The organism is Streptomyces sp. 8L, from assembly GCF_020176795.1.
Classification (GTDB): Bacteria; Actinomycetota; Actinomycetes; order Streptomycetales; family Streptomycetaceae; genus Streptomyces.
Window position 1 is genome coordinate 16,531 of the sequence record NZ_JAIUKE010000110.1, and the last position, 15,790, is coordinate 32,320.

A 15,790-nucleotide genomic window follows, 5' to 3' on the forward strand; every position below is an offset into this window, starting at 1 on the left:
CGCGCGGCCGGGCCGGTCTGATCCGGTCGGCGGTCCGGGTTGGCGGCCGGGTCGGTCTGGTCTGGTTGGCGGCCGGTCCGGTGGTCCGGTCTAGTCCGTCCGGTCCGGCCCAGCGGGCCGGTGGCCGGTCCAGCGGTCGGCGGTCCAGGCCGGTCCACCCCGGCGATCCGGCCCCGGAAGAGCGGCACGGGCGAGTGAGCCCGTACGGGAAGAGGGCAGGCACCGGCGCAAGGATGCGCCCTACGCGCGTCGCCGCCCCTGAGAACCAAGGGAGATCACCACGTCTCCCCTCCATTCGCAGGGCGACTCCCCACAGGCCTGTACGATTGTTGGGCTTTGGTCCGGGGCCCCGGCCCCGTTCCGGCGGTTCCCGCTCGGGCGGGTCGGGTTCGGATGGGTCCGACTCCGGCGGTTCCCGCTCCGGCAGGCCCCGTTCCGGTCCTGTCACGGCGTCCCGCAACCAGCGTCCCGCGACGACGACGTGGCCCTCGGACTGGGCCCTTCGTTCGAGCCCCTATACGACCCTTCGTTCCACCCTTCGTTTCACGCCAGACCCCTCACGACAGCTGTTCTCGAATTCTCGACTCCGTCTGACGCAGGGCTGGTACGGCCGTGAAGCCGTACACAGCGGACAGCCCTCGGCCGCCCCGCCCCGCGGGACACGTCACCAGACGGCAGAAAGGCAAGGACCGTGTCCCACACGGTCGAGACCGAAACCGCCGGTGAGCCGGCGACCGCCCGCCCCGGGTACGGACAACTCCTGCGGACCCCACGCGCCTGGACCTTCCTGGTGCCGGGTTTCGCGGCCCGGCAGCCCTTCGCGATGCTGACGATCGGCATCGTCCTGCTCGTCCAGCACACGACCGGCTCGTACGGCACGGCAGGCGCCGTCGCCGCCGTGACCGGGGTGGCCATGGCGCTCTTCGCCCCCCAGAGCGGCAAACTCGCGGACCGCTTCGGCCAGGCCACGGTGCTGGTGCCCGGCGTCCTGGTGCACGCCGCGTCCGTCGCCGCGCTCATCGTCCTGGCGCTGGCGGGCGCCCCTCTGTGGGCCCTGTTCGCCGCCGCCGTCCCGACGGGCGCCTCGGTACCCCAGGTGGGCCCGATGGTGCGTGCCAGATGGGTGACAGCCCTGACGCGGTCTCCCAGGGCCGCCGCCCTCCTGCCGACCGCCGCGGCCTTCGAATCGGTGACCGACGAGTTCACCTTCGTCATCGGTCCCGTGCTCGCCACGGCCCTGTCCACCAGCGTGCACCCGGCGGCCGGGCTCGCCGCCGAGGCCGGCCTGACCCTGGTGGGCGGTCTCGTCTTCGCCGCTCGCCGCGCCACCCAGCCCCGGCCGGCCGGCACTCCTACCGAGGGCCGCGGGTCCGAGGGGCGTTCCTCGGCCCTGGCCGTGCCTGGCGTACGCGTCCTGGCTGTCTCCTTCCTCGGTATCGGTGCCGTCTTCGGCGGGATGCAGGTGTCCCTCACCGCGTTCGCCCAGGAGATCGGCGACTCAGGCGTGAACGGACCTCTCTACGGGATCTTCGCGGCCGGCAACATGCTGTCCGGCCTCGTCTTCGGCGCCGTCACCTGGAAGACCGGGCCGCGGCGCAGGCTGGTGCTCGGCTACACCGGCCTCACCCTCGTCTCGGCCACGCTGTGGGCCGTCCACTCGGTACCGCTCTTCGCCGTGCTGGGCCTGCTGGCGGGACTGTGCATCGCACCCGCCCTGATCAGCGGCTATACGCTGATCGACGCCCTGGTGGAATCCTCGGCGAGGACCGAGGCGTTCACCTGGCTGACGGGAGCGGTGGCACTCGGCCAGGCCGCGGCCGTCACCGCGGCGGGGCAACTCGCCGACACGCATGGCGCGCGCGCCGGTTTCCTCGTGCCCCTGGCAGGTACCGGCCTCGCCCTGGCTGTGCTGCTATCCCTTCAGTCAAGGCTCCTCCCCCGGGGTTCCGGGCGGGGAACGGTACGTGCGATCGGTCACCGCGAGACCGCGGCAGTGGACTGATCGCTCGGAATACGTCACTATGGAGCGTCGTTTAGCACTCATCGAGTGAGAGTGCCAGGAGGAGCAAGTGCCGACCTACCAGTACCAGTGCACCGAATGTGGCGAGGGCCTTGAGGCGGTGCAGAAGTTCACCGATGACGCCCTGACCGTGTGCCCGAACTGCCAGGGACGCCTCAAGAAGGTGTTCTCCGCGGTCGGCATCGTGTTCAAGGGTTCCGGTTTCTACCGCAACGACAGCCGCAGCTCCTCGTCGAGCTCGACGCCCGCGTCGAAGTCGGGCTCCGCGTCGTCCTCCGAGTCGAAGGACTCCAAGGGCTCCAAGGACTCGAAGGCGACCGCCTCCGCATCGACGTCTTCCTCGTCGTCCTCCTCCGCTTCCTCCTCGTCGGGCTCCAGCTCGTCGAGCACCTCGTCGAGCGGTTTCTCGGCCGCCTGAGCCGGCGGAACGGCACCGTTCGCCCAGGTCTGCCTCCTTTCCAGGACCCCGGTCCGTCCTTCGCGGCTGGGGTCCTCGGTCTGCGTGCGGGACCTTCCGCGGCGCCGGTTAGGGTGACGGCCATGGCGAACGCAGAGATCGGCGTGATCGGTGGGTCCGGCTTCTACTCCTTCCTCGAAGACGTGACCGAGGTCCGGGTGGAGACGCCCTACGGCCCACCGAGCGACTCCCTCTTCGTCGGCGAGATCGCAGGCCGGCGAGTGGCTTTCCTGCCGCGGCACGGTCGCGGCCACCACCTGCCGCCGCACCGCATCAACTACCGCGCCAACCTCTGGGCCCTGCGCTCCGTGGGCGTACGGCAGGTGCTGGGCCCCTGCGCCGTGGGCGGTCTGCGTCCCGAGTACGGCCCCGGCACCCTGCTGGTGCCGGACCAGCTGGTGGACCGTACGAAGTCCAGGACGCAGACGTTCTACGACGGTGTGCCCCTGCCCGACGGCAGCACGTCCAACGTCGTCCACATCTCGCTGGCGGACCCCTACTGCCCCCAGGGGCGGAAGGCGGCGATCGTGGCTGCCCGCGGACGGGACTGGGAGCCCGTCGAGGACGGCACACTGGTAGTGGTCGAGGGGCCGCGCTTCTCCACCCGGGCGGAGTCCCGGTGGCATGCGGCCATGGGCTGGTCGGTCGTCGGGATGACCGGGCACCCCGAGGCCGTGCTCGCACGTGAACTTGGTCTTTGCTACACCTCCATGACGCTCGTGACCGACCTGGACGCGGGAGCCGAGACGGGCGAGGGCGTCTCCCACGAAGAGGTCTTGAAGGTCTTCGCCGAGAATGTGGACCGGCTGCGCACGGTGTTGTTCGACGCGGTGGGCGGACTGCCGTCGAACGAGACACGGGACTGCCTCTGCTCCCATGCGCTGGACGGGCTCGACACCGGGATCAGCCTGCCCTGACCCCCGTGATCGGATCGGGTCGCCCCCGACCGTCCGAGATCAGCTTGCCCTGCCGCTCGGCGGCCCATGCGCCGCGATGCCCCACGAATGGCACAACCACCCCTGCGGGTGAGCGAGTTGTCCACACCGACAAGGGTTGTCCACAGCCTCCGGCAAGATCTTGCGGGGCCGGGCATGGTGAGTGTGCAGCGACCGCACCCAAGCCGTCGCGCACCCTTCACACCAGGCGGTGGTTCGCCATGTCCCGTGCGTCTCAGCCCGATCCACGTCCGTCTCACGCGTCCGAGGGCCCGTCCGCTCCTTCCACGTGCGTGCGGCACAGATATGCGCCCGGCTCCTCGGTGCCGGAACCGCGAGGTGTGCCGGCCTTCGACCCGCTGCGGGTGTGCGGGCAGCGGGACCGCTTGCGCCGGGCGGTGCTGCGCAGGCGCCGCGTCATGGCCGCCGGTCTCGCCGTGACCGCGGCCGCGCTGGCGGCGACGGGCGCGGGTGCTACGGGCACCGCGCGTCCGCTCCCTCCGGGGCCGCACGCGGGCCCGGGTCCAGGCGCAGGGGGCCGCTCCGGGCCGGCCGAGGCGCCGGGCACCTCTCCGCCGGAGCCGCCCGGGGAACGGATCGTATCGGCCCCTGTGCGGATCGCCGACGCGGCGACGGTCGCGCTGCTGCACCCCGGCGACCTGGTCGATGTGATCGCCACCCCCGTCTCCCCGACGGGTGACACGGGGAGCGGGCGCCGGGAGCCGACGGCCCGGATCGTCGCCACGAGCGCCCGCGTCGAGCGGATTCCGGACGCAGGCGCGGAAGGAGCCATCGAGGGCGGTGCGCTGCTCGTACTCTCGGTGTCCAGGGCCGTCGCGGCGGAGCTGGCCTCGGCCGGAGCCGTGTCCCAGCTGGCGGTGACACTGTGCTGAGCAGGCTCGAAAGAGCTCTCCGCGTCGCACTGGCGTGTCAATCGGAGACGCCCGCGGATTGGACAGTGAGCCCCTGCCCTGACGTAAGTTGCGGGGCAGACTGCCACCCTTACGGCACGGGCGAAGAAAGGCTGAGGCTCTTTCGTGGGCAAGGAGAAAGAGAGCGTGCTGGCGGGCTTCAAGGCCTTCCTGATGCGCGGAAACGTAATCGACCTCGCGGTCGCGGTCGTCATTGGCGCGGCATTCACCAACATCGTGAACGCAGTGGTCAAGGGCGTCATCAACCCGGTGGTGGGCGCCTTCGGCACCCAGGACCTGGAGAAGTACCACTCCTGCTTGCAGGGCCCGTGCGTGACGGACAAGGCGGGCGTGACCCACGGCATTCAACTCATGTGGGGGACGGTCCTCAGTTCCGCGCTGAACTTTCTGATCACGGCCGCGGTCGTCTACTTCCTGATGATCCTGCCGATGTCCAGGTTCCTCGCCAGGCGGGCCCGGATCATGGCCGCCAAGGAGGAGACACCGGTGGACGAGGTCGTCGTGGAAGCCAGCGAGCTGGACGTCCTGAAGGAGATCCGGGACAGCCTCGTCTCGCAGCGCACCCCCGCGCCCAGCGAGAACGGATCATCTGTCCCGAAGAGTCGCTGAGGACGCTCGCCGGGTCGCCGCCTCAGATGTGGTGGGGCGGCTTCTCGTCGAGAAAGCGCGCGAGGTCGGCGGGTGTGCCGGACTTCACAGCGGGCCGCTCGCCCCATCCGTCGTCGGTGTCGTCCGCGGACCGCTGGTCCAAGGGGTCGTCGAAGACGAGCCCGGGGCGGGCGGCCGACGGCGACGAGGGCGAGGCCGGGGCCGGCGAACCGGTCCGTCCGGCGCCCCCGGACGGGGACTCGGGGTCGGGAGCTGTGCTCATGCCCCCAGCGTACGGCGGTGCCGACGGCCCCGTCCCCGGGCGGGGTGCGCGTCCTGGTCGAGGGCGCGGCCTGAGTCTGCTCTCCTTGACCCATGACATCGGTGGGGCCCGGGAACAGGACAGCAGGTGTCGTGCGGCGGATGACCGCGCGCGGACGCGACGAGGAGCATCGTGCCTCGACACCGTTGGAGCTCTTCTTCGATCTGTGCTTCGTCGTCGCGGTGTCCCAGGCCGGCGCGCGGCTGGTGCACGCCTTCGCGGAAGGACATCCCGGCAGTGGCGTGATCGGCTACGTGTTCGTCTTCTGGAGCATCTGGTGGGCCTGGATGAATTTCACCTGGTTCGCCTCCGCCTACGACATCGACGACGTGCCGTACCGCGTGGCGACGCTGGTGCAGATCTGCGGTGTGCTGATCTACGCGGCGGGTATTCCGCGGGCCTTCACCGCCAACGACTGGACGATCGCCGTCATCGGCTATCTGGTGATGCGGCTCGCGCTGACCGGGCAGTGGCTGCGGGCCGCGGCCTCCGAGAGGGCGGGGAGCGCCGCCAGAGGGACCGCTCTGAGGTACGCCGTGGGAGTCGCGGTGTGCCAGGCGGCGTGGGTGGCGCTGCTGGCCGTGCCGGATGGCTCCCGGCGGTGGCTCTTCCTGGTCGTCGGGGTGGCCGAGATGCTGGTCCCGGTGGTGGCGGAGCACACCCAGGAGACGCCGTGGCATCCGCACCACATCGAGGAGCGGTACGGGCTGTTCACCCTGATCGTGCTCGGCGAGACGATGTCCGCGGCCACCGTCGCCGTGCAGTCCGCGCTCGACGAGCACGAGGCACTGGGGCGGCTGCTGCCGATCGCGGGCGGCGGCGTCCTCATCGTCTTCGCCGCCTGGTGGATCTATTTCGCGGCGCCCGCGCACGAGCGGCTGACGAGCGACCGGCAAGCCATTCCCTGGGGGTACGGGCACTACCTCATCTTCGGATCGGCGGCCGCGATCGGTGCGGGTCTGGAAGTCGCGGTCGAATACGCGGTGGGTGAGGCGCACGTCTCGGCACGCGCGGCGGGAGCGGCCGTCGCGGTGCCGGCGGCGGTCTTTTTGATCACCGTGTGGCTGCTGCACGCACGGCACTTCAAGAGGGGCCTGGCGCAGCAGCTCGTGCTGCCCGTCTCATCAGTGGCGGTCGTCTGCTGCCTCTTCGCCGGCGAGTGGGCGGTGTTCGCGGCGGGGCTGGTGTCGGCGGCGACGGTGGCGGTCGGCGTGGCGCTGGCCGCCAGGTCTCCGGAGAACGGCGTGCCCGACGGTGTTGGCGGTGGCTCCAGGTTGGGCAGTGTGTCCGAGTCCGATGGTTCGGAAGGGGCTCAGGGTGACTGACCGGGGGCGGTGCGGCGGGCTGACCGACGTGGCGGGACTGCGGGTCGGACACGCGCGGGTCGCGGGCGAGCACGCGCTGACGGGCACGACGGTCGTGCTCGCGCCCGAGGGCGGGGTGACGGCTGCCGTGGACGTACGGGGAGGAGGCCCCGCGACGCGCGAGACCGACGCGCTGGACCCGCGCAATCTGGTCGAGCGGGTGGAGGCGGTGGTCCTGACGGGCGGCAGCGCGTACGGGCTCGACGCGGCGTCCGGCGTGGTGGCCTGGCTGGAGGAGCAGGGCCGGGGCGTAAGGATTCGGGACCGGACGCGGGTGGTGCCGGTGGTGCCCGCGGCGGCCGTGTTCGACCTGGGGCGCGGCGGCGACTGGAAGCTGCGGCCGGACGCGGCCACGGGACGTGCCGCGGTCGAGGCCGCGGCCGCGACGGGCGACCGTGAGCCGGTCGGCGAGGGCGGTGTCGGCGCGGGTACGGGGGCGCTGGTCGGCCTGCTGAAGGGCGGGGTGGGCACCGTCGCCACGGTGCTGCCAGGTTCCGGGATCACCGTCGCCGCTCTCGTCGTCGCCAACGCGGCCGGCTCCGCGGTCGATCCGCTCACGGGTGTGCTGTACGGGCGCTACTACGAGGGGCGTACGGCGTATCCCGCATCGGGGGTCCACGAGGCGGCGCAAGCGAGACTGGCCGCCCTGCGCGCGGAGGCCAAGTCCGCTCCGCTGAACACCACCATCGCGGTGGTCGCCACGGATGCGGCGCTGAGCCGGGCACAGGCGCAGAAGATGGCGGGCACGGCGCACGACGGCATCGCCCGGGCGGTGCGGCCCGTGCACCTGATGAACGACGGGGACACGGTCTTCGCTCTGGCGACCGGCGGTTTTCCCCTGGGGGACGGGCCGTTGGCGCTCAACCCGGTGCTCTCCGCCGCGGCCGACGTGGTCACCCGGGCGATCGTCAGGGCGGTCCTCACCGCGGAGGGCGTCGCCGGTCCGGGCGGGGTGTTCCCCTCGTACCAAGAGCTGTATGGACCTGACCGCTCCGGTGAGGGTCCCTGACGGAACAGGAATGAAATTCTCCGAATCGCGCTCTGTTTTCCCAAACCCTGGACGTGAGCTCACCCCAAGGGGCTACGGTATGCGTTCACAAAGTGACACCTGGCGATGTCGGGGAGATCCCTCTTGAACGGTCCGTACGAAACGACCGAGACGACCGAGACGCACATCCAGCGTCTTCTGGAACGCTCACTCAACTCCTTCGTGCTGCCCGAAGCTTTGGTCGGGCGCCTCGACTCCGCCCTGGCTCACGCCAGTTCACTGATCTCAGCGCACCACAGCAAGGGCCGGCACCGCGAGACGTACCGGCATACGTTCCTGCTGTCCGACACCACCGCGGTGACTCTGTGGGAGGTGGTGCACACCACCGGCCGCGACGGCGCGCCGCTGTACGAGCTGTTCGCGGCCGAGGCGGACGCCCGGCAGGCCGCCATCGAACTGTTAGGCGAGGAGTCCCGGCTCGGCCTGGGCGGCGTCGCGGCTCACGGACTCGGTCCGCGGATCTCGCCTGAGGAAGTGCTGGCCGCGTCGCCTGCCGCACTGCCCAGGCTCTACGTCAACGACAACTCCCCCGACCATGCGCGCAGGTTGCTGCGGCGCGCGGAGAACACGGACCGGCCGGGCGAGGAGACCGCGCGCCTGCTGCGTACGGCGTTCGCCCACCACATCGCCCAGGTCTTCGGGCACTGGTGCCATCTGGAGGAGGGGAACTCGGGCTTCATGCTCTATGAGCACGCGTTCTTGCTCATCAACGGCACCGAGACCAGCCTGTGGGAGATCGAGCACACCGCCACGCCGGACGGCCGGCACATGTGCGAGGTCTACACGGACGAGTCCACGGCACGGGCCGCGCTGGAACGCAGGGCCCGCGTGCGCTGAGCCCGGCGGCACGAGGGCCCGGGCTGTCGTCGGCAGGCCGTCTCAGGACCGCGGCGCGCCTCTCCCCGGCAGCGCGGGGCCGAGCGCGCGTCGTCGCCAGCAGGGTCGCGCGCCGGGCCGTCGGGGACAGGAGAACGCCGATGAGCGGCGGCGGAGGGCCCGTCGGACGCGGAGCAGCCGTCACGCAGGACGGGCAGCGCGGCGAGTAGCTCCGCTCGCGCCGGGGCGGGTCCGCTGCCCGCACCCCCGGCAGCGGAGCGGAGTCCGGGCAAGGGAGAGCCCCGGCGCCTGGGGGGGTTGGCACCGGGGCTCGTTCCTGGGGACGGCGAGGAGGTCGCCGTTCCGTAGGTGACCCTACGGGTAATGGGCGCGTGCGTCACGCCGCCGCGTCGAAGCCCGTGTCCCTCGCCATTTTCTTCAGCTCAAGCAGCGCGTGCTTCTCGATCTGGCGAATGCGCTCTCGGGTGAGGCCGTGCTGTTTGCCCACCTCTGTCAGCGTACGCTCGCGGCCGTCCTCGATGCCGTAGCGCATCTTGATGATGGATGCCGTGCGCTGGTCGAGCCTGCCGATCAGGTCTTCCAGCTCCTCGCTGCGCAGCAGCGTCAGGACCGACTGCTCGGGAGAGACGGCCGACGTGTCCTCCAGCAGGTCACCGAACTGCGTGTCGCCCTCGTCGTCCACCGACATGTTGAGGCTGACCGGGTCGCGGGCCCAATCGAGCACGTCATTGATCCGCTCCGGCGTCGAACCCAGCTCGGCGGCGATCTCCGCGGGCTCGGGGTCCCTGCCGTTCTCCCGGTTGAACTCGCGCTGCACGCGCCTGATCCTGCCGAGCTCCTCCACCAGATGCACGGGGAGCCGGATGGTGCGCGACTGGTCGGCTATCGACCGCGTGATCGCCTGCCTGATCCACCACGTGGCGTAGGTGGAGAACTTGAAGCCCTTGGCGTAGTCGAACTTCTCGACAGCTCGCACCAGGCCCGCGTTGCCCTCCTGGATCAGGTCGAGCAGCGGCAGGCCACTGCGCGGGTAGCGCCGCGCCACCGCCACGACGAGGCGGAGGTTGGAACGGATGAAGACGTCCTTCGCACGGTCGCCCTCGGCCACCAGGGCCTCCAGCTCCTCACGCGAGGCGCCGGCGCCCTTACTCGTCACCTCGCCGTCGAGGATCTGCCGCGCGTAGACTCCTGCCTCGATGGTCTGGGACAGCTCGACTTCCCTTGCGGCGTCGAGCAGCGGGGTTCGCGCGATCTCGTCGAGGTACATGCCGACCAGGTCGCGGTCGGCGATCTCCCCGCCAGTAGCGCGAACACTGTTCGCCTCGGTCGTTCCGCGCGAGGCAGTGCGACGGGCGACGGCACGGGTTGCCATTCGAGCTCCCTTGCTGGACTGAGTAGGTCGCGGCACCCGATCGGGTGCCCTGCTTCCGAAGGTAAGAACGCCTGGAATCCGGACAGAATTCCCATGCCGTCCACGATTTTCGTGATCATGCAGTACCCTGTCGCGCTACGCTGGCCCCCGAGGAGGGGATCGATGCGCCATTCATCATCAGAGGTGCAGGTCAGGCCGGGGATCGAGGCCGACATCGAGGCACTCGTGGACATCTACAACCACTACATCCTCACGACACCCATAACGTTCGACACGGTCACTTTCACTCCGGACGGGCGCATCGACTGGTTGCGCTCCCACTCTGAAGACGGGCCGCACCGGCTCTTGGTTGCTCAGGATGTCCCGTCTGCCCGCATTCTCGGGTATGCGACCAGCAGCCCCTTCCGTCCGAAGGCGGCGTACTCCACGTCCGTGGAAGTGAGCGTCTACTGCTCGCGCCATGCGCGCGGGCGCGGTGTCGGCACGCTGCTCTACGAGGCCCTCTTCGAGGCACTCGCGGGCGAGGACGTCCACCGCGCCTACGCGGGCGTCGCGCAGCCCAACGAGGCATCGGTGCGGCTGCACACCCGCTTCGGCTTCCGCCACGTCGGCACGTACGCGGAAGTGGGCCGGAAGTTCGGGCAGTACTGGGACGTGGCCTGGTACGAGAAGGCCCTTCCTGGCGCGCGGGAGAGCACGGAGACGCGGCAGGCGTAGGCACGGCGTAGGCACGACTGGCGTAAGCCCAGCGCAAGGGCAGCCGCTCTGCGTCCCGCCTGCCGCCCGCCGCTGGCCCCTACCGTCCGCGGGCCGAGATCCGCGGTCCGTTCAGCCGTACTGGACCGACCGTTTCGCCAGGCCCATCCAGAAGCCGTCGATCACGCTGCGGCCGCTGTCCCACTCGTCCGCCGAGGCGCCCAGAGTGACGAACAGCGGCGCGAAATGCTCCGTCCTCGGGTGGGCCAGCCTGCCCGCCGGCGCCTTGTGCTCGAAGTCGAGCAGGGCGTCGATGTCCTGGTCGAGCAGCGCCCGGTGGCCCCAGTCGTCGAACTCGGCGGACCAGGAGGGCAGCCCGTCCTGCCGCAGGGCGGCCAGGTTGTGGGTGAAGAAGCCGCTGCCGACGATCAGTACGCCCTCGTCCCGGAGCGGCGCGAGCCTGCGCCCCATTTCGAGCAGCTTGCGGGGATCGAGGGTCGGCATCGAGATCTGCAGCACAGGGATGTCGGCGGCTGGGAACATCTCCTTGAGCGGTACGTACGCGCCGTGGTCGAGGCCGCGTTCGGGTACGTCCTGCACGGGCGTTCCCGCGCCCCGCAGCAGCTTGCGTACGGAGTCGGCGAGCGCGGGCGCACCGGGAGCGGCGTACCGCACCCGGTAGTAGCGCTCGGGGAAGCCCCAGAAGTCGTAGACCAACGGGACGACGGCCGTCGCGCCCAGCGCGAGCGGCGCCTCCTCCCAGTGCCCGGAGACCATCAGGATCGCCGTGGGCCTGGGCAGGTCCGACGACCAGGCGGCCAGCTCCCGCGTCCATACGGGGTCGTCGGCGAGCGGCGGCGCGCCGTGGGAGAGGTAGAGGGCGGGCATGCGCCCGGGGACTGCGCTCATGGGGATCGCCTCTCGCGGGACACCGGCGGGGCTGCCGGGAAACGGGTCGGAGCGGGCAGCCCGCACCGGGCGGGCGGCGGACCGGTCTGCTGTGATCGCTTCGGTTCACCATCAGTCTTTGAAACCTCAAACAATCACCCTTCACGCTAGCCCAATCTGGTTAAACATTCAATGATCAGTAGGCTGTCGTCCATGACTACGCCATCCGCTCACCGGGGCGACGAAGAGCCGCGCTGGCTCAGCGACGAGGAACAGCGGGTATGGCAGGCGTACCTGCATGGCTCGCTCCTCCTGGAGGACCATCTGGACCGCCAGCTGCAGCGGGACGCGGGCATGCCGCACATCTACTACGCGCTGCTCGTCCACCTCTCGTGGGCTCCGGGCATGGCGCTGCGGATGACCGAGCTGGCGAAGGGCGTCAAGATCACCAGGTCGCGGCTCTCCCACGCGGTCGCGCGGCTGGAGGCGAGCGGCTGGGTCAGCCGTGAGGACTGCCCCTCGGACCGGCGGGGGCAGATCGCCCGCCTGACGGAGAGCGGGCAGGCGAAGCTGCGGGAGTCGGCACCCGGCCATGTGGCCGCCGTGCGGCAGGTGATCTTCGACCGGCTCGACCCGGAACAGGTGAGGCAGCTCGGCGAGATCATGCGCGCTATGGCGGCGGGTCTGGAACCGGAGGGCACGGGAGCGGACCTGCCCTGGCGTCGCTGACCGCGACGCCGCCTCATCGGGATGCGACCGTTCCTGTGTCGCGCGGCCGAGGTGTCTCCCCCGCGCCGGGCATCGCCCGCCTTCCGGGCGCGGACACACGTCCGCCCCCGGGCCGCGACGGGTCGCGGTGCCGGGGCGGATTCATGCCGGCGGGATGTCCGTCCGTGTCACCCGCAGGGTGCGGACCCGGCGATCTCCCCGGCCTTACGGCACGGTCGCCGGGTCCCCGGTTCTCCCGGGTCCCCTCGCGGGTCAGTGCATGGCGACCGGGATCTGGACCTCGTCCTCGGACTCGCCCTCGGCGCTCTTGGCGTCGGTGGAGCTGACCGTGGTGGTGCCCGGGCGTCCCGCGTTGATCGCGGTCAGCGCGATGGTCGCGGCCACGGCGAGGATCGCGACAGCCACCCAGATGGCGGTCGTGTACCCGTGCACCAGGCCCTGCGCCTGGACCAGCTTCTGGCCCGCCGCACCGGCCGACGCGGCGGCGTGGTGCGACGCGAGGAACGTGCCCGTGGCCGAGGCGGCGATCGTGTTCAGCAGAGCGGTGCCGATGGCGCCACCGACCTGCTGCGACGTGTTCACCATCGCCGAGGCGACGCCCGCGTCGCGGGGCTCGATGCCGTGCGTCGCCAGGGACATGGCCGGCATGAAGGCCGTACCCATACCGAGGCCGAGCAGGATCATGCCGGGCAGGATGACGCCCGCGTAGGAGGAGCCGACCTCAAGGCGCGTCAGCAGCAGCATGCCGATGCCGGCGAAGATGAAGCCGGGGCCCATCAGCGCACGCGCGGGCACCTTGTTCATCAGCCTGGCGCCGATCTGCGTCGAGCCGGTGATCATGGAGGCGACCATGGGCAGGAACGCGAAGCCGGTCTTCACGGCCGAGTACCCCTGGACGACCTGCAGGTAGTAGGTCAGGAAGAGGAACAGGCCGAACATGCCGATGATGGCGAGGCCGAGCGAGGAGTAGACACCGGCGCGGTTGCGGTCGGTGACCACGCGGAGCGGCAGCAGCGGAGCCTTGACCTTCGACTCGACGAACGCGAAGGCGGCCAGCAGGACGACGGTCGCCACGAACAGCCCGATGGTGAACGGGTCGGTCCAGCCGTCGGACTCGGCGCGGGTGAAGCCGTACACCAGTGAGACCAGGCCGAGCGTGGCCAGGAACACGCCGGGGATGTCCAGCGGGTTGCGGTTGCGGCCGCCCGCGGGCTCCTTGATCACGAGGAACGCGCCGAGCGCGGCGATGACCGCGAACGGGATGTTCACGAAGAACGTCCAGCGCCAGTCCAGGTACTCGGTGAGGAAGCCGCCGAGCAGCAGGCCGACGGCGCCGCCGCCACCGGCGATCGCGCCGAAGATGCCGAACGCCTTGGCGCGCTCCTTCGGGTCCGTGAACGTCGTCGCGAGCAGCGACAGCGCGGCCGGCGCGAGCAGCGCGCCGAAGATGCCCTGCGCGGCGCGCGAGCTCAGCAGCATCGCCTCGTTGACCGCTGCGCCACCGACGGCGGACGCGGCGGCGAAGCCGAAGAGGCCGGTGACGAAGGCGCGCTTGCGCCCCCAGAGGTCACCCACGCGTCCGCCGAACAGGAGCAGGCCACCGAAGGCCAGCGCGTAGGCCGTGATGACCCACTGCTTGTTCGCGTCGGATATGTGGAGGTCCACCTGCGCGTGCGGCAGGGCGATGTTCACGATGGTCGCGTCGAGCACGACCATCAACTGGGCGAGAGCGATGAAGACGAGCGCCTTCCAGCGGTTGGAAGCCGCGCTCGCGACATCGGAAACGGAGCGCGAAGGCCCTGTTTCGAGGGTTTTTGACATGGAGCTATCCACCTAAGGGTGCGGTAGGACGGAAGCGCACGTAAGTCCGGGCGACGCTGCCGCGCTTACGAGGTGTGGCGCCACCCTGGTCTGCGGGCGGCGTGGTCTTCGGTGTGGACGTGGTGTTCGGCCTGCTGATCGCGTGCGCGTGAAAGCCTCAGCGCCCGGCCTGCCGCGGATGAGAACCGCGGCAGCTGCCGAGCCGCCGGAGCCGTACGGGCGGGATCGGTGCAGAGGTCGTACGTCGGGACAGGACTGGCTGGGACGGCCCTGAGGGGGCCGTTTCTGTTCGCTTCTTGGGTTCGCTGTGTGCCTGGGTCAGGGCGCGTCAGGGGGTGGCGCGGCGCAGATCCTCCAGAGTCGCGGACCTGCCGGGCAGAGCGGACCGGGCAGGGGCTTCGAGGCCGTCCATGAACAGCTGCAGATGCCGGTGGGTGAACCGGTCGATATTCATACAGCCCGTTCCGGGCAGCGGGCGGGAGAGCTGTGCGAGCGCCACCATCAGATCGCCTTGTGCCACGTCCTCACGGAGGCGTCCGGCCAGCCGGGCGCGCTCCATCATGGCATCGACAATCTGGGTGAGGCGTATGCGCTCCACCTCAAGGTCTTCACGGTGCGGCTCGAAGTGGCCGCACAGCAGTGTGCACAGGGCACCGATCCGCTCGTCGGCCGCCTCGTGAACGAAACGGCACAGCGCGGCGAACGGATCGGATTCCTCCGCGTCCGCCCGCTCGGCCGCCTCGGCCGTACGGGACATGACGCTCCGCACCACCTCAACGAGGAGGGTGGACCTGTCGGGGAAGTGCCGGTAGAGCGTGGCATTGCCGATGCTCGCGCGGCGGGCGATCTCGTCGAGCGGGGCCTCCGGCCCGTACTCCACGAACATCTCACGGGCGGCCGACACGATCCGCTCCCTGTTGCGCAGGGCGTCGGCGCGCGGCCGCGTTACGCGGTGTGCCTCGGCCTCCGCGCCGGGTCGGGTAGCGGTCTTCATGTCGGCCTTTCCTCGTCAGTCCCGGCCGGAGCCGGGGAAGTCGTCGTGGACGTACTCACTCGCAGTTCACTCTCTGTTCTCTCATCCGCAAACGGGGATCGCCCCCCCCGCTTGATCGGACACATGTGCAAACGGGGATGGGCTCCCCAGTTATTTCCCGGTCCTTTTGTGATCTGGGTCACACGTGGAAGAAACCCACGATCGGCGCACTCAGCGAGCGGCGACACGCCGAGGGACGGAGGGTGATCGAACAGAGCGCAGTCAGGACGGCCGACTGCCGCGGACCCGAAGGGCCACCGCATGCAGCACAGGCGCCGGATACGGAAGTCGCGCATACCCAACGGGCACCACACCCCCCGTGAGCAGCACGGATCGCCTGAACTCGGGCCGCCGTCCGAACGCGGACCGCACACCGCATCCGACGCACACACCGCACCGGACTCGTTCGGGCCCCGGGAACCACGGGCATCGAGGACGCCGGATTCACCACGGGAATCTCAGGCGTCGCGGGGGTCGCAGGCGCCGCAGGGGTCGCGAAGACCGGACCGTCCGCAAGGGCCGGACAGCCCGGACCCGACGGAGAGACCGGATCGGCAGGCCGGTGTGTTCGGCGAGGCGCGCGGCCCGTCCTGCGGGCACGCGGGTTCCGGCTCCACCGTTCCCGCGCGCGGCCGTCGCTCGGGCCGCGAGAGCCTCCCCGGCCGCGAGTCCGCCCTCGGGCGTGAGTCCTTCCTCGGGCGGGACTCCGTCCTCCCCTCTGTTCCCGACCCCGATCCCGGCCCGGGCC

The 15,790-nt window shown here is 70.6% G+C and carries 16 protein-coding genes; 10 read left to right on the forward strand and 6 right to left on the reverse strand.

What is annotated here, in order from left to right; genetic code table 11:
• The first annotated feature begins 691 nt into the window (after positions 1-691).
• From LCE31_RS11350 to LCE31_RS11360, 3 genes are all read left to right on the forward strand, one after another.
• Positions 692-2,002, forward strand: coding sequence for an MFS transporter (locus LCE31_RS11350; RefSeq protein ID WP_225014062.1), 1,311 nt, complete (start codon positions 692-694; stop codon positions 2,000-2,002).
• A 67-nt stretch (positions 2,003-2,069) separates the two neighbouring features.
• The gene (locus tag LCE31_RS11355; protein WP_225014063.1) at positions 2,070-2,438 is read left to right on the forward strand and encodes an FmdB family zinc ribbon protein; all 369 of its coding nucleotides are present in this window, start codon (positions 2,070-2,072) and stop codon (positions 2,436-2,438) included.
• Between the two features lie 122 nt (positions 2,439-2,560).
• Positions 2,561-3,394, forward strand: a complete 834-nt coding sequence (locus LCE31_RS11360; RefSeq protein WP_225014064.1) for an S-methyl-5'-thioadenosine phosphorylase — start codon at positions 2,561-2,563, stop codon at positions 3,392-3,394.
• Between the two features lie 274 nt (positions 3,395-3,668).
• Here LCE31_RS11360 and LCE31_RS11365 read toward each other — a convergent pair whose 3' ends face one another.
• A complete protein-coding gene (locus tag LCE31_RS11365) occupies positions 3,669-3,896 on the reverse strand; it encodes a hypothetical protein (RefSeq protein WP_225014065.1) in 228 nt (75 codons plus the stop codon).
• Between LCE31_RS11365 and LCE31_RS41180 the strand changes: the two genes are divergently transcribed.
• Both LCE31_RS41180 and mscL read left to right on the forward strand, forming a co-directional pair.
• Positions 3,832-4,305, forward strand: coding sequence for an RcpC/CpaB family pilus assembly protein (locus LCE31_RS41180; protein WP_374118450.1), 474 nt, complete (start codon positions 3,832-3,834; stop codon positions 4,303-4,305). The genes LCE31_RS11365 and LCE31_RS41180 overlap by 65 nt on opposite strands.
• A gap of 144 nt (positions 4,306-4,449) precedes the next feature.
• Complete coding sequence (mscL, locus tag LCE31_RS11375; protein ID WP_225014067.1) at positions 4,450-4,953, forward strand: large conductance mechanosensitive channel protein MscL; 504 nt, start codon at positions 4,450-4,452, stop codon at positions 4,951-4,953.
• A gap of 22 nt (positions 4,954-4,975) precedes the next feature.
• Here the strand turns inward: mscL and LCE31_RS11380 are convergent, their stop codons facing one another.
• Positions 4,976-5,215, reverse strand: coding sequence for a hypothetical protein (locus tag LCE31_RS11380; protein ID WP_225014068.1), 240 nt, complete (start codon positions 5,213-5,215; stop codon positions 4,976-4,978).
• A gap of 92 nt (positions 5,216-5,307) precedes the next feature.
• Between LCE31_RS11380 and LCE31_RS11385 the strand changes: the two genes are divergently transcribed.
• The 3 genes from LCE31_RS11385 to LCE31_RS11395 all read left to right on the forward strand — a co-directional run bounded on the left by LCE31_RS11385 (position 5,308) and on the right by LCE31_RS11395 (position 8,503).
• Positions 5,308-6,579 carry a low temperature requirement protein A gene (locus tag LCE31_RS11385; protein WP_225014069.1) on the forward strand — a complete coding sequence of 424 codons (1,272 nt, stop codon included), beginning with the start codon at positions 5,308-5,310 and terminating at the stop codon, positions 6,577-6,579.
• The gene (locus LCE31_RS11390) at positions 6,572-7,627 is read left to right on the forward strand and encodes a P1 family peptidase (RefSeq protein ID WP_225014070.1); all 1,056 of its coding nucleotides are present in this window, start codon (positions 6,572-6,574) and stop codon (positions 7,625-7,627) included. The genes LCE31_RS11385 and LCE31_RS11390 overlap by 8 nt, the downstream gene beginning before the upstream one ends.
• A gap of 123 nt (positions 7,628-7,750) precedes the next feature.
• Positions 7,751-8,503 (forward strand): DUF6227 family protein, encoded by a 753-nt coding sequence (locus LCE31_RS11395; protein WP_225014071.1) that lies wholly within the window; start codon positions 7,751-7,753, stop codon positions 8,501-8,503.
• Positions 8,504-8,879: 376 nt separating this feature from the next.
• Here LCE31_RS11395 and LCE31_RS11400 read toward each other — a convergent pair whose 3' ends face one another.
• The gene (locus LCE31_RS11400) at positions 8,880-9,875 is read right to left on the reverse strand and encodes a sigma-70 family RNA polymerase sigma factor (protein ID WP_225014072.1); all 996 of its coding nucleotides are present in this window, start codon (positions 9,873-9,875) and stop codon (positions 8,880-8,882) included.
• Between the two features lie 162 nt (positions 9,876-10,037).
• Between LCE31_RS11400 and LCE31_RS11405 the strand changes: the two genes are divergently transcribed.
• Complete coding sequence (locus tag LCE31_RS11405; protein ID WP_225014073.1) at positions 10,038-10,592, forward strand: GNAT family N-acetyltransferase; 555 nt, start codon at positions 10,038-10,040, stop codon at positions 10,590-10,592.
• A gap of 111 nt (positions 10,593-10,703) precedes the next feature.
• Here the strand turns inward: LCE31_RS11405 and LCE31_RS11410 are convergent, their stop codons facing one another.
• Entirely contained in the window at positions 10,704-11,480 is a 777-nt protein-coding gene (locus tag LCE31_RS11410) for a dioxygenase family protein (RefSeq protein ID WP_225014074.1), read from the reverse strand.
• Between the two features lie 192 nt (positions 11,481-11,672).
• Between LCE31_RS11410 and LCE31_RS11415 the strand changes: the two genes are divergently transcribed.
• Entirely contained in the window at positions 11,673-12,188 is a 516-nt protein-coding gene (locus LCE31_RS11415) for a MarR family winged helix-turn-helix transcriptional regulator (RefSeq protein ID WP_225014075.1), read from the forward strand.
• A 252-nt stretch (positions 12,189-12,440) separates the two neighbouring features.
• Here the strand turns inward: LCE31_RS11415 and LCE31_RS11420 are convergent, their stop codons facing one another.
• Positions 12,441-14,009, reverse strand: coding sequence for an MFS transporter (locus tag LCE31_RS11420; RefSeq protein WP_225014076.1), 1,569 nt, complete (start codon positions 14,007-14,009; stop codon positions 12,441-12,443).
• Positions 14,010-14,337: 328 nt separating this feature from the next.
• Positions 14,338-15,003, reverse strand: a complete 666-nt coding sequence (locus tag LCE31_RS11425) for a TetR/AcrR family transcriptional regulator (protein ID WP_225014077.1) — start codon at positions 15,001-15,003, stop codon at positions 14,338-14,340.
• Positions 15,004-15,790 lie beyond the last annotated feature (787 nt).